Origin of the sequence: Synechococcus sp. JA-3-3Ab, from assembly GCF_000013205.1 — a bacterium.
Lineage (GTDB): Bacteria > Cyanobacteriota > Cyanobacteriia > Thermostichales > Thermostichaceae > Thermostichus.
Genome location: NC_007775.1, coordinates 1301165 through 1318023, shown reverse-complemented (window position 1 = coordinate 1318023; position 16859 = coordinate 1301165). Strand labels below are relative to the sequence as shown.

At 60.8% G+C, this 16859-nt stretch carries 16 protein-coding genes; 5 read left to right on the top strand and 11 right to left on the bottom strand.

Annotated features, from left to right (window positions below; all coding sequences use genetic code 11):
• Nucleotides 1–113 precede the first annotated feature (113 nt).
• The 3 genes from CYA_RS06155 (at nt 114) to CYA_RS06145 (ending at nt 3684) form a co-directional block, all read left to right on the top strand.
• The gene (locus tag CYA_RS06155) at nt 114–998 is read left to right on the top strand and encodes an LmeA family phospholipid-binding protein (RefSeq protein ID WP_228375480.1); all 885 of its coding nucleotides are present in this window, start codon (nt 114–116) and stop codon (nt 996–998) included.
• A 168-nt stretch (nt 999–1166) separates the two neighbouring features.
• Nucleotides 1167–2687, top strand: a complete 1521-nt coding sequence (locus tag CYA_RS06150) for a hypothetical protein (protein WP_011430164.1) — start codon at nt 1167–1169, stop codon at nt 2685–2687.
• A gap of 85 nt (nt 2688–2772) precedes the next feature.
• A complete protein-coding gene (locus tag CYA_RS06145; protein WP_011430163.1) occupies nt 2773–3684 on the top strand; it encodes a methylenetetrahydrofolate reductase in 912 nt (303 codons plus the stop codon).
• Here CYA_RS06145 and dapB read toward each other — a convergent pair.
• From dapB to rpsL, 6 genes are all read right to left on the bottom strand, one after another.
• A complete protein-coding gene (gene dapB, locus CYA_RS06140) occupies nt 3681–4517 on the bottom strand; it encodes a 4-hydroxy-tetrahydrodipicolinate reductase (RefSeq protein ID WP_041439013.1) in 837 nt (278 codons plus the stop codon). The genes CYA_RS06145 and dapB overlap by 4 nt on opposite strands.
• A gap of 91 nt (nt 4518–4608) precedes the next feature.
• The gene (rpsJ, locus tag CYA_RS06135) at nt 4609–4926 is read right to left on the bottom strand and encodes a 30S ribosomal protein S10 (RefSeq protein WP_011430161.1); all 318 of its coding nucleotides are present in this window, start codon (nt 4924–4926) and stop codon (nt 4609–4611) included.
• Between the two features lie 93 nt (nt 4927–5019).
• Nucleotides 5020–6249 carry an elongation factor Tu gene (gene tuf, locus CYA_RS06130; RefSeq protein WP_011430160.1) on the bottom strand — a complete coding sequence of 410 codons (1230 nt, stop codon included), beginning with the start codon at nt 6247–6249 and terminating at the stop codon, nt 5020–5022.
• A 22-nt stretch (nt 6250–6271) separates the two neighbouring features.
• The gene (fusA, locus tag CYA_RS06125; RefSeq protein ID WP_011430159.1) at nt 6272–8404 is read right to left on the bottom strand and encodes an elongation factor G; all 2133 of its coding nucleotides are present in this window, start codon (nt 8402–8404) and stop codon (nt 6272–6274) included.
• A gap of 156 nt (nt 8405–8560) precedes the next feature.
• Nucleotides 8561–9031 carry a 30S ribosomal protein S7 gene (gene rpsG, locus CYA_RS06120; RefSeq protein WP_011430158.1) on the bottom strand — a complete coding sequence of 157 codons (471 nt, stop codon included), beginning with the start codon at nt 9029–9031 and terminating at the stop codon, nt 8561–8563.
• Nucleotides 9032–9074: 43 nt separating this feature from the next.
• Nucleotides 9075–9482: a 30S ribosomal protein S12 gene (gene rpsL / locus CYA_RS06115; protein WP_011430157.1), complete on the bottom strand. Its 408-nt coding sequence runs from the start codon at nt 9480–9482 to the stop codon at nt 9075–9077.
• 197 nt (nt 9483–9679) lie between these two features.
• Between rpsL and CYA_RS06110 the strand changes: the two genes are divergently transcribed.
• On the top strand, nt 9680–10384 hold the full coding sequence (locus CYA_RS06110) for a ComF family protein (RefSeq protein WP_011430156.1): 705 nt from the start codon (nt 9680–9682) through the stop codon (nt 10382–10384).
• Here the strand turns inward: CYA_RS06110 and CYA_RS06105 are convergent, their stop codons facing one another.
• Nucleotides 10385–11323: a prohibitin family protein gene (locus CYA_RS06105; protein WP_011430155.1), complete on the bottom strand. Its 939-nt coding sequence runs from the start codon at nt 11321–11323 to the stop codon at nt 10385–10387.
• A 40-nt stretch (nt 11324–11363) separates the two neighbouring features.
• Nucleotides 11364–12167, bottom strand: coding sequence for a prohibitin family protein (locus tag CYA_RS06100; RefSeq protein WP_011430154.1), 804 nt, complete (start codon nt 12165–12167; stop codon nt 11364–11366).
• Between the two features lie 248 nt (nt 12168–12415).
• Here CYA_RS06100 and CYA_RS06095 point away from each other — a divergent pair, with 248 nt between their 5' ends.
• A complete protein-coding gene (locus tag CYA_RS06095; RefSeq protein WP_228375478.1) occupies nt 12416–12691 on the top strand; it encodes a hypothetical protein in 276 nt (91 codons plus the stop codon).
• 19 nt (nt 12692–12710) lie between these two features.
• On the opposite strand, the gene CYA_RS06090 is transcribed toward CYA_RS06095, so the two are convergent.
• From CYA_RS06090 to CYA_RS06080, 3 genes are all read right to left on the bottom strand, one after another.
• Nucleotides 12711–13343 (bottom strand): 4Fe-4S single cluster domain-containing protein, encoded by a 633-nt coding sequence (locus CYA_RS06090; protein WP_011430152.1) that lies wholly within the window; start codon nt 13341–13343, stop codon nt 12711–12713.
• Nucleotides 13344–13692: 349 nt separating this feature from the next.
• Nucleotides 13693–16506, bottom strand: a complete 2814-nt coding sequence (locus CYA_RS06085) for a BPTD_3080 family restriction endonuclease (protein ID WP_011430151.1) — start codon at nt 16504–16506, stop codon at nt 13693–13695.
• Nucleotides 16487–16840 carry a HEPN domain-containing protein gene (locus tag CYA_RS06080; RefSeq protein ID WP_083759161.1) on the bottom strand — a complete coding sequence of 118 codons (354 nt, stop codon included), beginning with the start codon at nt 16838–16840 and terminating at the stop codon, nt 16487–16489. Before CYA_RS06080 ends, CYA_RS06085 begins: the two co-directional genes overlap by 20 nt.
• Between the last annotated feature and the right edge of the window lie 19 nt (nt 16841–16859).

The window sequence follows — 16859 nt, the reverse complement described above, 5'->3', positions numbered from 1 at the left end:
CAGGTGTGCGGGAGAGCCCCCTATTCGCTGCAGAAGTCCTGTCGTAATCTAGTCCTAGTTCGGCCTTGCCTTGGCCTCTCGCCATTGCCCGTCGTTCCTTGCTGAGGTACCCAGTGCTGCCCACAGCTTGTTATCGGCCTGATCAGGACTCGGTCATTCTAGAGGGTCCCTCTGTTTCCCAGATCCCACCGACAGCCTGCCGCCGCCGACGGCTCTCCCCAGGGGGGCAGCGGCTGGGGCTTGCTCTGCTGCTGAGCCTGCCCACCATGTTTTTGCCCTGGCCCGCTTTTGCCCAGATCGCCAGCTCCTTGCTCAATCCTCTAGTGGCCGCCTGGATTCGCTCTGAGGTGCAGCAGGTGGACAACTTGCGGGTGCAGATCGCCGGTTCCGACGCCCAGATTTTGAACGGCCAGATCCCCCAGGCCCAGGTGTCGGGAGACAACCTCATCTATCAGGGATTCCAGGTCAGCCACCTGCGGCTGCAGGGCCAGGATATTCGCCTCAATGTAGGGGAAGCCATCCAGGGACGTAGTCCCCTGCGGCTGTTGGCCCCCGTGCCGGTGCAGGTGAGCTTGCGCCTCACCGAAGACGATCTCAACCGCAGCCTTCAGGCTCCCCTCATCCAGTCCCAACTGGCCCAGGCGCAGGTGCAACTGCCCTTTGGAGGTCAAGCGGTGCCCTTCTTGATCCGCCAGCCCCAGGTCACCTTGCAGCAAAATCGGCTGCGCATCCAGGCCCAATTGGTTACTCCCGAGGGGGTGGAGGTGCCGGTTACGGTGCTAACTGGGCTACAGGCTCAGGGTCCCAACCAGTTGCGGCTGGTCAATCCCCTGTGGGTGAGCGAAGGGCAGGAGATCCCCATCCCCGGCCTGGCGGATTTTCCCATCCAGTTGGATCCAGGCGTGCGCATCGATCGCCTGGAGTTGCAGCCTGGCCAAATCCTCTACGAGGGCATGTTGGTCATCTACCCGGAGGCGGCGGCAGTGCCGCAGGGGTAGCGGGTTGTCGCCAGGGCTCGACCACTTGAGCTTGCCTTTGGGCGGTGCCAGCGGGATCTGCGGTGGCCAAGTTGTGATCGGGATCAAACCCAAGGTTGGGCTGCTGGGCGAGAATCCCTCTAGCCGTTGCCAAGCGGTCGCGGAGGGGTGGTGTATTGAGGTGAGTTCATGGTTTGGGGATCGCCGCCGCTACAACCCAGTGTTAGGCCCCTGCTCTTGGGGACTCTGCCGCTAATCCTGTCGCTGGTGTTGCTGGGGGGATGTTCCAGCGACGCCTTCTCCACGGTGCCCCTGGATGGGACGGCTGCCGGCACACGCACAGCCACGCCCCCCGGGCGAACTTTCTCCGATATTCCGCCCGGCCGGCATCCCCTTCTGAAGCACCTTTGGGCCAGCTTTGTGATCACGTCTGAGCAGTTGCAATCTGCCCGCAAGGCTCCCATCTCTCTCCATCCGCAGGCTCTCCTTCCCTGCACCGACTGCGAGAGCTTGGCAGAGCAGCTGGGATCCCTGCTCCCCACCCCCTCCTCCCGCGCCTTGGGCACCTATCGGCCTGACCAGCTCACACTCTCTTTCCGAGTTGAGCCCCACAAGACGTTTACCCGCCTCAGCGGCAGCTTTCACCTGGATACCACCACGCCCCTAGTTCACCCTGGCGAGGGGGTGCGCCTGGTGGTACAGCAGGCCTTCTGGGGGGACAAGGCCCTGGAGCCGCTGCCGCCCCCCCAGGACTTCTATGCCCGCCAGATGACTCAGGGTCGGTTCGAGGAGCGCACGTGGAGTTTCCCCTTCTCCCTCCCGGAGGCCGACGCCCCTGACCCCTCGCCGTCTCTACGGCTGCAGGTTGTCCTCACCTCCCCCATCCCGCCCGATTCTGCCCCTTTTCAGCGGGGCAGGCCGCTGCCTCCCCCCACGAGCCGGCTGTATCATGGGGTCACTTGGTCGGGCATGCCAACTTGGGAGCAGCTTCTGGCCTATCGCCAGGCCATTGGCCAGCCCCCCGCCTGGGCAGCGGTGGAGCACCTCTGGGATCCGCGCCAGGACTTTCCCCAGCCCCTGGCCAATCGCCTGCGGGAGAGCGGCTCCGTTCCCTACCTACGCCTGCGGCTGCAGCCGGCCCACCTCTCTTCCCTGGCTGCGGGCGAACAGGATGAGACCTTGCGCTCTTGGGCTCGGGGCATCCAGCGCTTTGCCACCCCGATTATCCTGGCCGTAGCTGTCGGGGACGGGGATACAGAGCTGCAACGACGGGCCTACCGTCACCTGATACAAACCCTGCGCTCTGAGGCCAATTTGCTCTGGGTTTTAGAGCTGGAGGGAGCGGATAACGAGGCAGCGTCTGCCTGGGCCGCCTTGCCAGGGGTGGACTGGCTGAGCCTGGAGGTGAAGGGGGATCCCGAGACCTTTGAAGCGTTGTACCGTCGCCTTGTGGCCTTTAACCCCCAGTTGCCCCTGATCCTCAGCGGGCCGTCTCCCGACGCAGAAGCTGCCCAGCCCTTTTTGGAAGGCTTGCAAGCCGGGCGGTGGCTCCAGGTGATTGGCTGGAGCTGGGCCCTGGGCCCGCAGGGGATCCCGCCCGCGGCGGCGACAAACTGGCAGCAGCGTCTGCACCAGGGGGATCCCCCCCTCTGGCTGGGAGAAATGCGGGTGCAGCCTCCGCCCAGCCCTTCCCCTTCGCCCAAGCCCTGAGAAAAGCGCTTTGGCTGGAAAAACCCTCCCAAAACAGCGGATAATAGGCCAACCCACTGCTTTTTCTTTCGGTCTTCCCAGAATTGTGGCCCTGACCTGCCCACCACCGTCGCGCTTTGCCCAAGCCATCCAGCGGGGGGAATTTTTGCTCACGGCTGAGATCACCCCCCCCAAGGGATCCGACACCAGCACCCTGCTCTCTCTGGCCCAGCAGCTCAAGGGCCGGGTGCATGCCGTCAACATCACGGACTCCAACCGCGCCATGGCCCGCATGAGCCCCCTGGCCGCCTCGCTGCTGTTGCAGCAGGCGGGCGTTGAACCCATCCTGCAGCTGGCCTGCCGGGATCGCAACCGCCTGGCTCTGCAGGGGGATCTGTTGGGGGCCTCAGCGCTCGGCCTGCGCAACGTGCTGGCCCTCACCGGGGATCCCATCCAGGTGGGGGATTGCCCCGATGCCCGCCCAGTCTTTGACCTGGAATCGGTGCGTCTGCTGCAGCTTATCCAACGCCTCAACAACGGCCTCGACTGCAACGGCAAGCCCCTCCCCGACGGCGGCACCTGTCTGTTCCCGGGGGCAGCCGTAGAGCCGCAATCCCCCAGCTTTTCCGGCCTGGAGCGGCGCTTCCACCGCAAGCTGGAGAACGGAGCCCAGTTTTTCCAAAGCCAGATGGTGACCGACTTCGAGCAACTGGAGCGCTTCATGGACAAGCTGGGCCGCCCCGCCGGCAAGCCCATCCTGGCGGGCATCTTCCTGCTCAAATCCGCCAAAAACGCCCTCTTCATCAACCGCAACTTGCCGGGGGTGCAGATCCCGGACGCCATTATCCAGCGGCTGGCCGATGCCCCCGATCCCCTCGAAGAAGGGATCCGCATTGCTGCCGAACAGGTGCGCCAGGCCCGCCAGATCTGTCACGGCGTGCACCTGATGGCCGTCAAGGCCGAACACCTCATCCCGCACATCCTGGACGAGGCCGGGATCCCGCCCCTGAGCAGCTAGCTCAACACCTGCTCCAAGCCGTAGACCAGCCCCTTGAGCTGCAGCACCTTGCGAATGCCCAGGATCACTCCCGGCATGAAGGCCATCCGATCCGTGATGTCGTGTCTCAAGGTCAACGTCTGCCCCATGCCGCCGAAGATCACCTCCTGGTGGGCAATAAGCCCCGGCAGGCGAACGCTGTGGATGGGGATGTTGGGGCCGGGGATCCCTCCCCGCGAGCCGGGGATCAGCTCCTTTTCTTCCACCTCAGGCGGGTTAAAAGCTTTGCCCAGTTGTCCCAGCCGCTGCGCCGTCTGCAGAGCCGTGCCGCTGGGGGCATCGACCTTGCGGTTGTGGTGCAGCTCGACAATCTCCACGTGATCGAAATATTGGGCCGCCTGCAGCGCCATCTGCTGCAGCAGGATCATGCCGATGGCAAAGTTGGGCGCAATTAGACAGCCCACACCGGACTTATCCGCCAGATCCCTCAGCCGCTCCACCTGCTCCGGCGTCAGGCCCGTCGTCCCCACCACCGGCCGCACCCCAAACGCAATGGCCGAGCGGACGTTTTCATACACAGAGCGCGGATGGGTGAAATCCACCATGACGCCTCGGGCGCTCCGCTGCGACAGCCGCAGCAACTGGCCCGCCAGGTCGTCGGTAATCTCGACTCCCAGGGATCCCAGGCCCAACACCTCGCCAATGTCCGAGCCCAACTGGGAACGGGCCACCGCCCCCACCAACTTCATGTCGGGGGTTTGGGCCACCGCCCGCACCACCTCCCGCCCCATCTTGCCCAGGGCTCCCACCACCAAGACCGGGATGGGCTCAGAAGCCGCCGTCCCCTCCCCAATGGCGGCGCCCTCTTCTCGTCTTTTTTGCTCGACTGCTGTGGTCACCACCTGCCCCCTTGCCTAACCTAGCGCCGGATCCCCGAGCGGAGCCTCACAATTTCACCTCGATGTCCACCCCTGCCGGCAGATCCAGCTTCATCAAAGCATCGATGGTTTTGGAAGAGGGGGAGTAGATGTCGATAATGCGGCGGTGGGTGCGAACTTCAAAATGTTCCCGCGAATCCTTGTCCGTGTGGGGGGAACGCAGCACACAGTAGAGGCGACGCCGCGTCGGCAAAGGGATCGGGCCAACTGGCACAGCCTCCGTGCGGCGGGCCGTGTCCACGATTTTGTCGCAGGAAGTATCCAGTAGCCGATGGTCGTAGGCCTTTAGGCGGATACGAATTTTCTGTTGGGTCAAGGTAGCCATAGTCGGAGAGAAGGTAGGGTGTACTCAAAAAAATGGCAGGGATCGAGCTTGCCTGGAGTGACCAGCGCCCAATCCCTGCCAAGAGAAAGCCGCTTACTTCAGGATCTTAGAGACCACACCGGCCCCTACGGTACGACCGCCCTCACGAATGGCAAAGCGCATCCCTTGCTCGATGGCGATGGGCTGGATCAGCTCTACCGTCATCCTGACGCGGTCGCCGGGCATCACCATCTCCGGCTTAGAGCCGTCGTCAGCCGTGAAGGAAGTGATGGTGCCGGTGACGTCGGTGGTACGCACGTAGAACTGAGGACGATAGCCGGCAAAGAAGGGGGTGTGACGTCCGCCCTCTTCCTTCTTGAGGACGTAAACCTCCGACTCGAACTGGGTGTGAGGAGTGATGGTCTTGGGCTTGGCCAGCACCATGCCCCGCTCCACCTCGTTCTTCTGAATACCCCGCAACAACACACCCACGTTGTCGCCGGCAATCCCCTCGTCCAGCGTCTTCTGGAACATCTCTAGACCGGTAACGGTGGTGGAACGGGTTTCTCGCAATCCCACCAGCTCCACGGTTTCGCCAACTTTGATGCGGCCCCGCTCGATCCGGCCCGTCGCCACCGTGCCGCGACCGGTGATCGAGAAGACATCTTCCACTGCCATCAGGAAGGGCTTGTCCACATCCCGCTCCGGCGTTGGAATGTAGGAGTCTACCGCATCCATCAGCTCGTAGATCTTGTCCACCCAGGGATCCTCACCCCGCTGGGTTTTGGGGTTGGCCTGCATCCTTTCCAGAGCCTTGAGAGCGGATCCTCTGATGATGGGGATTTCGTCGCCGGGGAAGTCGTACTTGGAGAGGAGCTCCCGTATCTCCAGCTCCACCAGCTCCAGCAGCTCCTCGTCGTCCACCATGTCCACCTTGTTGAGGAAGACCACCAAGCTGGGTACCCCCACCTGACGGGCCAACAGGATGTGCTCCCGCGTCTGCGGCATCGGCCCATCGGCCGCCGAGACCACCAGGATGGCCCCATCCATCTGGGCCGCGCCCGTGATCATGTTTTTCACGTAGTCGGCGTGGCCGGGGCAGTCCACGTGGGCGTAGTGACGCTTCTCCGTCTGGTACTCCACGTGGGCAGTGTTGATAGTGATACCGCGGGCTCTCTCCTCTGGCGCCGCGTCGATCTCGTCATAGCGCTTGGCTGTGGCCTGACCCAGAGCAGCCAGGGTCATAGTAATGGCGGCGGTCAACGTCGTCTTGCCGTGGTCGACGTGGCCAATGGTGCCAACGTTGACGTGCGGTTTGGTACGTTCAAACTTAGCGCGTGCCATGAATCATCACTTCCTTTTGATTTCAGTTGGTTACTCCACTTCCTTTGCTTTTGGCAATGATGGCTTCGGCAATACTGCGAGGAACTTCCTCGTAGTGGCTGAACTCCATCGTAAAGATGCCCCGCCCTTGGGTTTTGGAGCGGATGTCGGTGGCATATCCAAACATCTCCGCCAAGGGAACCTTGGCATTGACCTTGGAGATGCCGCCCTCTGTACTCATCCCCTCCATCTGGCCGCGACGGGCGTTGATGTCTCCGATAACATCCCCGACGAAGGCTTCGGGAACTTCCACCTCCACCTTCATCATCGGCTCCAGCAGGACGGGGTTGGCTCTGCGAGCAGCCTCCTTCAACGCCATCGAGCCGGCGATCTTGAAGGCCATTTCGCTGGAGTCCACCTCGTGGTAGGAGCCGTCCACCAGCGTGACGCGAATATCGATCAAAGGATAGCCAGCCAAGACGCCGGACTCGCAGGCTTCGCGGATCCCTTGCTCGGCAGGCGGAATGTACTCTTTGGGGATGACACCACCCACAATTTTGGAGACAAACTCGAACCCCGTGCCCGGCTCTGCCGGCTCCAGGTCGATGACCACATGGCCGTACTGGCCGCGGCCGCCAGTCTGGCGGATGAACTTCCCTTCCACGCGGCTAACTGGCTTGCGGATGGTTTCGCGGTAGGCCACTTGGGGGTTGCCCACGTTGGCTTCTACGTTGAACTCCCGCAGCATGCGATCCACCAGAATCTCCAGGTGGAGCTCGCCCATGCCGGAGATGATGGTTTGGTTGGTCTCCGGATCCACCGAGACGCGGAAGGTGGGATCCTCCTTGGCCAGGGCCTGCAGCGCTTTGGAGAGTTTGTCGATATCGGCTTTGGTCTTGGGCTCGACAGCCACCGAGATTACCGGCTCGGGGATATATAGGGACTCCAGGATCACCGGCGCGTTTTCGTCGCAGAGGGTGTCCCCAGTGGTGGTATCTTTCAGGCCCAACACAGCCCCCAGATCGCCTGCCCGCAGCTCATCTACATCCAGACGCTCGTCCGCCTTGAGCACCACTAGGCGGGAGATGCGCTCCTTTTTGTTCTTGGTGGAGTTGAGCACATAGGTGCCCTTGGTTAGCACCCCAGAGTAAACGCGGATAAAGGTGAGGTCTCCGTACTTGTCGCTCATCAGCTTGAAGGCCAGGGCGGAGAAGGGCTCATCGTCGCTGGCTTTGCGCGACACCTCCGACCCATCCGGCAATACCCCCTTGATGGCGGGAATATCGATGGGAGAGGGAAGGTAGTCCACCACCGCGTCCAGCAGCATCTGCACACCCTTGTTCTTGAAGGCAGAGCCGCACAGCATGGGCACAATTTGGCCGCTGATGGTGCCTTTGCGCAGACCAGCCATTAGGTCGGCTTCGCTCAGATCCTCCTCGGCAAAGTACTTCTCCATCAGGGCCTCGTCGGTCTCGGCCACTGCTTCCACCAGCTTGGCCCGGTATTCCGCCACCAGATCCTTCATCTCCTCCGGGATGGGGGCAGGGCGAATGTCCTTGCCGATCTCATCCATGTAGATATTGGCCTGCAAGCGCACCAGATCGACGATGCCGCGGAACTCGTCTTCCGCCCCGATGGGCAGTTGGATCGGCACGGCGTTGGCTTTGAGGCGCTCCCGGATCTGGTTATAAACCTTGAGGAAATTGGCCCCCATGCGATCCATTTTGTTGACAAAGGCAATGCGGGGCACATTGTAACGATTGGCCTGCCGCCAGACGGTTTCCGACTGCGGCTGCACGCCCCCTACCGAGTCGAAGACGGCGATCACCCCGTCCAGCACCCGCATCGAGCGCTCCACCTCGATGGTGAAGTCCACGTGCCCTGGCGTGTCGATGATGTTGATGGTGTATTCCGGCGCGCCGGCGAGAGGTTGGGAGGGGTTTTTCGGATCCCGCTTGGTCCAACGGGTAGTGATGGCCGCGGCCGTGATGGTGATGCCCCGCTCCCGTTCCTGAGCCATCCAGTCGGTTACCGTGGTTCCCTCGTGAACCTCGCCAAGCTTATGCACCAGACCGGAATAGAAGAGGATCCGTTCTGTGGTCGTGGTCTTGCCAGCATCGATGTGGGCCGCGATACCAATATTTCGAACTCGTTCCAGGGGAACTGTGCGTGCCACGTTAACCTCCCAATCCTCGTCGCCCTGCGACTCGGGCAAACTAAAAAAACCTTTACAATTCTAGTCTTTTTTGCCCCTTCTCCTCCAGATCCAGCCCAGCTCTCGGCAAATGGGAAGGGATCCCAACAACATCCTCCTTTGCTCGGCCAGCGGGGTTCAGTAGCGGTAGTGGGCAAAGGCTTTGTTGGCTTCGGCCATGCGATGGACTTCCTCTCGCCGGCGGATGGCGTTGCCGGTTTCGTTGGCCGCATCTATAATCTCATTGGCTAACTTGGCAGACATAGTGCGGCCTGGACGGGTGCGGGAAAAGGTGACTAGCCAGCGCAGCGCCAATGAGGTTCCTCGCTCCGCTCTGACCTCCACAGGCACCTGATAGGTGGCGCCGCCCACCCGCCGCGCTTTCACCTCCACCAAGGGGGTGGCGTTGCGAACGGCATTTTCCAGTACGGGCAGCGGATCCTGGCCGGTGCGCTCTCGCACAATCTCTAGAGCGTCGTAGAGGATCCTGGCGGCAAGAGAAGCCTTGCCCCTCATCATCAACTTGTGGATCAGCATGGTAACCAAACGGCTCCCGTACTTGGGATCTGGAGGCACGTCACGGCGAGGAGCACGGTTGCGGCGAGACATAGGAGCTGTAGAACTTGAAGGCAGGATGACGTCCAGAGGGAAACTATTTCTTCTTGCCAGCGGCGGCTGGGGCTTGGCCGGGCTTAGGCCGTTTTGCCCCGTATTTGGAGCGGCCTTGCTTGCGGTCTTTCACTCCTGCGGCGTCGAGCGTGCCCCGAATAATGTGATAGCGCACGCCGGGCAAGTCCTTGACCCTTCCGCCGCGAATCATGACCACCGAGTGCTCTTGTAGGTTGTGGCCAATGCCGGGGATGTAAGCAGTAACTTCAAAGCCAGAGGTGAGGCGAACCCGCGCCACCTTCCGCAAAGCTGAGTTGGGCTTCTTGGGCGTTGTCGTGTACACTCGGGTGCAAACTCCCCGCCGCTGAGGACATCCTTTCAGGGCAGGGGCCTTGGTCTTGCGAACAGCAGCCTTGCGCTCTTCGCGAATGAGTTGCTGAATGGTGGGCATGGGTTGGCTGAGAAGATCGCTACTCAATTATCCGGCAGTAGTAAATCCTAGCAAGGCGGGATCCCGGCGTCAACTTAAGGGATCAGCTTCTGGGCTGGTGGCTTGGCTGAGTGAGAATTTCAGCATCCTTGTTCCCCTCAGCTAGCCTAGAGGAGCTTCTGCACACCAGAAGGAACTCGCGAAAGGCGATGGGCTGGATGGATTGGTGGATTTTGCTCCCTTGTCCGCTCTGCCAGCGCCCGGCTAAGGCTGTGTTTTGTCCAGACTGTCAAAGGCGGCTGCAGGCGGAGCGGCTCGACTCTTGGCCGGTCACCACTTCGCCTTGGCCGCTTTATGCTTGGGGGATCCACCGGGGAGCGCTGCGCCGGGCCATCTATTGCCTGAAATATGAAGGACAGCGGCGCATTGGCGCGGTTTTGGGGGAATGGCTGGGATCCCGCTGGCTGGAGAGCCGACAGAAGCGTTCGGGATCCCAGGGAAGCCATGACCTGCTGTCTCGCCACGACTATACGGTGGTGCCCATCCCTCTGCATGCGGAGCGGCTGCGGCAGCGGGGCTACAACCAGGCGGCTTTGATCAGCCAAGCTTTTTGCGAGCGGACGGGTCTAAGACATTTACCTGACGCTCTGGTGCGGGTGCGGGCCACAGCGGCCCAACATGAGCTCAACCCCCTGCAACGCCAGCAGAACTTGGCAGGCGCCTTTGCTCTCAAGCGCGCTCCCGCCACGCCGGTGCTACTGGTGGATGACATCTACACCACCGGCTCCACCGTCCAAGCGGCGCAGCAGGTCTTGGTCGCTGCCGGGATCCCGGTGGCCGGGGTGATCGTCGTGGCCCAGGCGCAGCAAGCTGCCGACCGTTCCACCCTGCCCTGGCAGCTCCGACGGCGTGGCCAGGCTTGACTATCGGGCCTGTTGCAGGGCTGCCTGCCGGGGATCCACGTTGAGGAACACGGTGGCATCCCCCTCGACGCGGATGATGCGCAGAGGGGGCAGCGAGTCCGTCGGGTTTTGGATGCGCTCCTGGAGTTTTTCGTAAAACAACAGATCCGCCAGTTGTGCGTTTTCCGCTGCTGCTTGTCCCTTGAGCTCAATGGCCCGCTGGTTGGCTGCCGCCAGGATCAACAGCCGCTCGGTTTCCTTTTGCTGAATTTGTGCCCGCACTGCTGCTGTTTGTGCCGTAATCGAGGCCACCTGTTTGCGTTCAATGGAATCTCGCAGAGCTTGTGGAAAATCGGGGTTGCCCAGGAAGAGGCCTTCTACCTGGATCAAGGGCAGGGCTTGACCATCGCGGTTGACGGTGGGCATCTCTTGGCGGATCAAGTCCAGGGCCCGTTGTTCGATGGCCGTGCGCTGGCTTTTGCGGTAGAAATCCTCGGAATCGAAAGAGGCGGAGATATCGCGGATCTTGGAGCGCACCACCGGCACCACCACTGTCGAAAGATAGTTCTCGCCGATGCTGGCGTGCAGCTCGTCCAAAGTGGCGAGGTTGGGCCGGAGGGCAATGGCCACATCGATGGCAAAAGCCTGCCCGTCGGCGGTGTTGACCGTGATGGCATTGCTGATGGCGTTGGCCGAGTTGGGGTCATTGGTAAACTCCCAAACGCGGGTGAGCACGCTGTAGGTGATCGGCGTCTCGATCCCCGGGATCCGGAAGATGACCCCCGGCAATTCTACCCGCCCCTTTTGCAGCCCGGAAAAGGTATTGAACACTACAGTGGCCTGTCCGGGCAAAGTGACGTACAGGCAAGCGCGGAGCACTCCCAGGGCCGCCAAGAGGGCGATCCCTCCTACGGTTAACCAACCCACTCTGCTTTGGGGTGCTTCTCCTGTTGGATACATGGCGGCTCCTCGTGGAAAGAGGATGAAAAAGTGCTGGTTGCTATTTGGTAACCAGAGTTTCCAGGCGGGATCCCAGTACCGCGGCTTTGACCACCTCTAGGTACTGCGGATTTTGGGTGAGGGCCTGTGCTTTGGCTCTCAATTGACCGGCTTCTGCCTCCGCTTGAGAAATGATGGCGCGGGCATCTTGCCGGGCCTGCTCGATCTCAAATTGCTTTTGCGCCAGTTGATTTTCGGCAATGGTTTTTGCCTCAATGGCCGCTACGAAATCAGGATCGAAATCCACATCCCGCAGCAGAAAATCCAAAACCTCGATGCCGTATTCCTTCAGCAGAAGAGCCACCCGTTCGCGGATTTGGCCCTGGAGCAGCGGGCGCTCCGTGGAATACAGAGCCTGGGCGGAAAAGCCGCTGGTCTCATTCAGAATGACCGACCGGACGATGGGGGCGATGCGATCCAGGTAATTTTCCCCCAGTTGCGTATAGACCTTGGGGGCGTCCACAATGCGAAACTGCAGCGTCGCCTCAGCCGCAATCTGCTGCCCATCCTGAGAAAGGGCCACCAGCCGCGGTGCGTAGGCGGTCGGGTCGTTGTCTTTCCAGGTCAGAGCTTGGGTTTTCACATCAAAGATGACTGTGCGAGAGACAAAGGGCGGCACCCAATGGAGACCAGGCTGCAAAGCCATCGGGCTCACCCCCCCTCCCCAGGTGAACACCACCATATTTTCTCCATTGCCCACCAGTCGCAGCGGCCTGCCCATCGCCACTAGGATCAATACGGCTCCGGCAAGGGTGGCCTTGGGCAACCAGCGACCAACTCGCCTCTCCCAACCTTCTGCTCGCATCTCCCCATCTCCTGCGCATGCAGCCATTCTCGCGGCTGTGGGGAAATGAGGCCGAGAAATCGCCGCTATCTTTTAAGTTTTCTCCAGGGATCCCGCGAGAGATCCCGCGCTTGCTCGCCCACTGTTCTCAACGATGTCGAGAACTCTACAAAGTTTACAAAAGATCACTTCATACTTTGCAAAGACCCGTGACAGACAAGCGAAAAGGGAAGAAGATTAAGACATAATAAAGATTTGGGTTGCCGTTCATGCTACCTACTGTCGACTACGAGCGGCGAGACATCCAAGTGCCACTCTCGTGCATCCCCGTTGCCGCCCGGGCCTTGATCCGGCAGGGGGTATCCGTCTGCTGGCGGGAAGAAAGCCTGTCTGCCCTAATTCGTCTGGGATCCAAAGGAGCCGCCGACCGAGCCGCCATTCTGCTGGTGGAAATGAGCCTCATGGGCCAACCGGAAGAGCTAAAAAACTGGCTGGAGATGTGCTGGCAACTGCCCGCTTGTCTCAGGGAACCGCTGCAGGTGTAGGATAAAGGATCACTGCAGTTCAAGAGCCTGTCTCGTCGAGGAGAAACTGGCTGCCGTAGCCGGTAACGATGCGGGTTCCATCTTTGAGGATATGAATTTCCACCTGGTCACTGGCCCAATTAAGTTGGTTTTCCAGGGCAGGGTTAAAGACATGTACCCGCTGGTTGCGGGAAGAGACCAGCGAGTGGGGGGAGCGAATGGCCTGGGATTGCAGGTAGGGCCCGTCCACCAAAATATCCAGCTCTTGCAGCAGCTCCTGGGCGCCGGGAGGAGCCTGGGGGGATCGCAACTCTTCCAGCGTGAATCCACTGAAGGCCATCACCGTCAGCCCTTTCGCTTTCAGGAGCCGCGCCAAGCTGGCCAGGGCAGGAGCCTGCCAGAAGGGCTCCCCTCCCGAGAAGGTCACCCCCTCGTTTCTGGGGTTGCTGAGGATTTGCTCGGCCAGGTCGGTGATCTTCACCAGTTGGTTGATCTCAAACGGCCAAGAAGTAGGGTTGAAGCAGCCCGGGCACTCTCGCAGGCAGCCCTGCACCCAGACCACAGCGCGCCGGCCCGGCCCATTGACTTCCGACTCGTCTACATAGCCCATCAGGTTAAGATAGCCTCTCGGGATCCGCGCCTGAAAGTCCAGCGCTATCTTTGCCTTGGACATGGGTCACCTGCTGCAAAACGGCTTTGAGACTACTCTTAGCCTAGTGAGAAGCCGAACGCGAAAGCTGTAATCTTATAGTCAAATTAATGGAGATGTCTCCAAAGCGCTCCGCGCCGCTGACGCCCCCAACCCCTCTCCCTCTGGGAGAGGGGAGTTAGGGATCGACGAAGCAACCATTTCGTTAGTCAGGTAGGCTGCTGGTGGAAAAGAAAGATTCTAGCTGATCATCGCGCTAGGCGCTATCCCTCCCCACGGTATAGACGGTGGGGTATCCCCCGCCTTCAGATGAAGCCAGGAGCCCCGGGCAGACTTTTCGGGATCCGGTACTCCACCATGAGCCCTGCTGCTCCTAGCTTTGCAGCAAAGTGTCTCGTATCTCGCCCGGGTAACGTGCCACCTTCCACCGCCAGCGACCGAACGCGCCATGGGCATTGACGGCTTGCACCCACTCGTCCAGATAGCGCCGCTTCACCCGGTCTAGTTCGGTGTCCTGTCCCTTTGTTTCCAGAATGAGCATGTCGCCGTTGGCCAGGCGCACAAGAAAATCTGGCCGATACTTCCGCACCACGCCGCGATACAGGTACAGGACTTCGAAGCCCAGATGGTCGTTCTTCGCCCAGGCGCTCACGGCACTGCTATTGTCCAATACGAAAGCATCCGACGCCTCCCACGTGCTGTCGTAGACGCAGACGTTGATGTGCGACTTGCGCGTGCGTTCACAAGGTTTGCTGGTGTACCAGGTGCGCATTTGGCCCGTCGAGCGGATCGGGTGGTCGCGATCGAAGACTGGCACAAGTTTCTCAGTGTTCTCCTGCCGCACCGCCTCGCAGACATGTTGCACAACTCGTGACAGGTTGAGGGTGATGATCAGCCGACGGCGCAGTTCGTCCTGATAAAAAAGAGGTGGGGAGATCAAAATCCGGTCAGAGCGAATGAACTGCTCGACAATCCGCACCAACTGCGCCAGCAAGATTTCGCGACTGCCTCTCCAGCTTTGCCTTACCTGATCGAACACATTGCGGGCAGTTTCGAAGATGATGCGCTGCGTGCGAAACTCTCGCGCCAACTTCTCCAGTTCGATACGGCTGATCTGGTTTACGTCGGGCTTGCCTTCGAGAATTGGTGCCAGTTCTGCCACTTGCGGCGTCTGAGCCGCGTCTAGTTCCAATGGCTGCACCTTTGACCAATCGAGAGTCAACGTTGGCTGAAGTAAGCGCTCGATGCGCACCACATTCGGCCAGCGGATCTCAAACTCCGCTTTGGCCGGGTCCGGTTCTACGGCGGTCTTGGGCGTTGGCGGGGGCGGCGGGCCATCTCCGCTATCCTCGTGCGGCAAGAAAGTAAAAGGCACGCCGAAGATATTGACGTATTCGGGCTCAAGCAGCCCTGTTTGTGGGTTGATCTCGTAGGATGTGCGGCGCAGGCCCCGGCCCACGACCTGCTCGCACAGAAGTTGGGAAGTGAAGGCCCGCAGCCCCATAATGTGCGTCACCGTCTTGGCATCCCAGCCCTCACTGAGCATCCCAACGGAAATGACGTTCTGGATTTTCTCGCCGGGCTGCCCCACCTGGCCCACCGTATCTACGATCTTTCGCAAACGTTCCGCCTGCTCTGCTTTGGTCAGCCGGCATTCGACCGGTACGTCCTCCTCTTCTCCATCATCGGCCTCGTCTGAAGCTTCCACCACTGCAGTGAACTCTTCCTTTGCCTCAGCCTCTTCTAGCACCTTCGAGTCGATGTGCAAGATTCCCTCCGAGTTACACAGCTCGTCAATGGGAATGCGCCGTGATTCGAAGGCGTGCTTGACCCGCGCTGCCGTCTCAGTGCGGTTACAGACAGTGATCATCACAGGCGGCGTGGGCAGGTCGGCTGCTTTCCAGGCCTTCCACGTCTCCCGCCAGTCGTAGCCCAGCAGGTAGTAGGCGTTCAGCACCAGATCCGGCAGCAGCTCTTCGGGATTGGCGCGTCGGTTGAGGTCGTCTTTCACCTCCGGGTCGTTGTAGATGTGGTATAGACGGGACTTGTAGGTTTTGGCATTGGGCACAGCGTCGTCACGCACTACAACGCGCGGGGTCTTGACCAGCCCCGATTCGATGGCGTCGTTCAGCCCGAAGTCGCTGACGATCCAGCCAAAGAGCGCCTCTTCACTGCTCTTCTTTCCCGAGGGCGCGAAGGGGGTGGCGGAGAAGTCGTAACAGGTGAGAATGCCGCGCGAACGGTGCAGCCGATCCAGGCCTCCAACCCACACCGTCGCTTCTTGGGCGCTGTCTTTTAAATCACGCTGGCGCAGGTACTTGCCTTCGGCTTCCCAGTTGACGCGCCAGGCGTGGTGCGCCTCGTCGTTGATGACCAGCAGGTTGTGCGCGTTGGCCATCTCGCCCAGCACCTCGCGCGTATAGGCTTCATCGCTCTTCGCGCCGCGTTTGTCCACGCTCTTCCGCTTTTTGATCTGCTCTTCGCTCTCCCAGGCCAGGGCATGCCAGTTGCGGACCAGCACCCGCCCCTGCCGCAGCTTGTCGAGCAGCGTGGACGGCACAATGTCGAACGCTTCGTAATAGTTACCGGCGCCCGCGGGCTCCAGCACCGCCAGCCGTTTCTTGACCGTCAGACCGGGGGCAACGACCAGCACGTTCTTCGAAAAGCGGGCATCTTGGGGGTTGGCCACTTTGTTAAGGATGTGCCAGGCAATCACCATCGCCATGACGATGGTCTTGCCCGTGCCGGTGGCCATCTTGCAGCACCGCCGATCAAAGTCCCCGCCGTCTCCCGGGATCTCAATGCCCACCCGCTCGGCAGCAGGCGCCTCGGTCAGCCAAATGAGCGTCTCGACGGCTTCCAATTGACAGAAGAAAAAGCGACGTCTGTCGAACTCCTCCGGGTCATGCCAGTGCGCCAAGAGCCGCCTGGTGATGCTGGTGATCCCGGGATAGCCTGCCTCGCGCCAGGCTTTGACGCGCAGGCGGATCTGGTTGACAAGCGGGATTTCAACGAAGATGCCCGGATCGTCGAAAGATTTGGAACCGGGAGTCGCTACCACGTAACCCGCTGGCCGCTGCCCTTCAACCAGTTCGAACGTACGCGTCTCGCGATCGTAGCGCCAGTGCTTCTTCGGCTCCTCGTAGGGAGAGTTGATGATCAAGCGGTCAATGGTAGTCCGGGCCATCGCTTTCCTCGCATTCTGTTGCTGCGCTGATCTGTTCCTTCGCCCAGTGGCACATCCGGGCAACCACGCTCGTCAGATCATCGTCAGAGGCGAGCGTGATTTCCAAATCGTCGTAGCGGAAGGCGACGGCAAAAGGGTTCAGCCGGCGCAGTTGGCTTTCCGTGACTGGCAGCGTCACGCCGCGATTCGCTAACAGGCGCGCCAGCTTGACCAGATCGTGTGTGCGCTCGAACTCGATCTGTTGCAGGAACAAGACCGCCTTGAGCGATTTCTCCACCGCCTGCTGGGCGTGGAAATAAGTACAGCCTTTTAATTTAAAATAGGGTACAGGTATTCAAGAGGAAGGAGAGAAA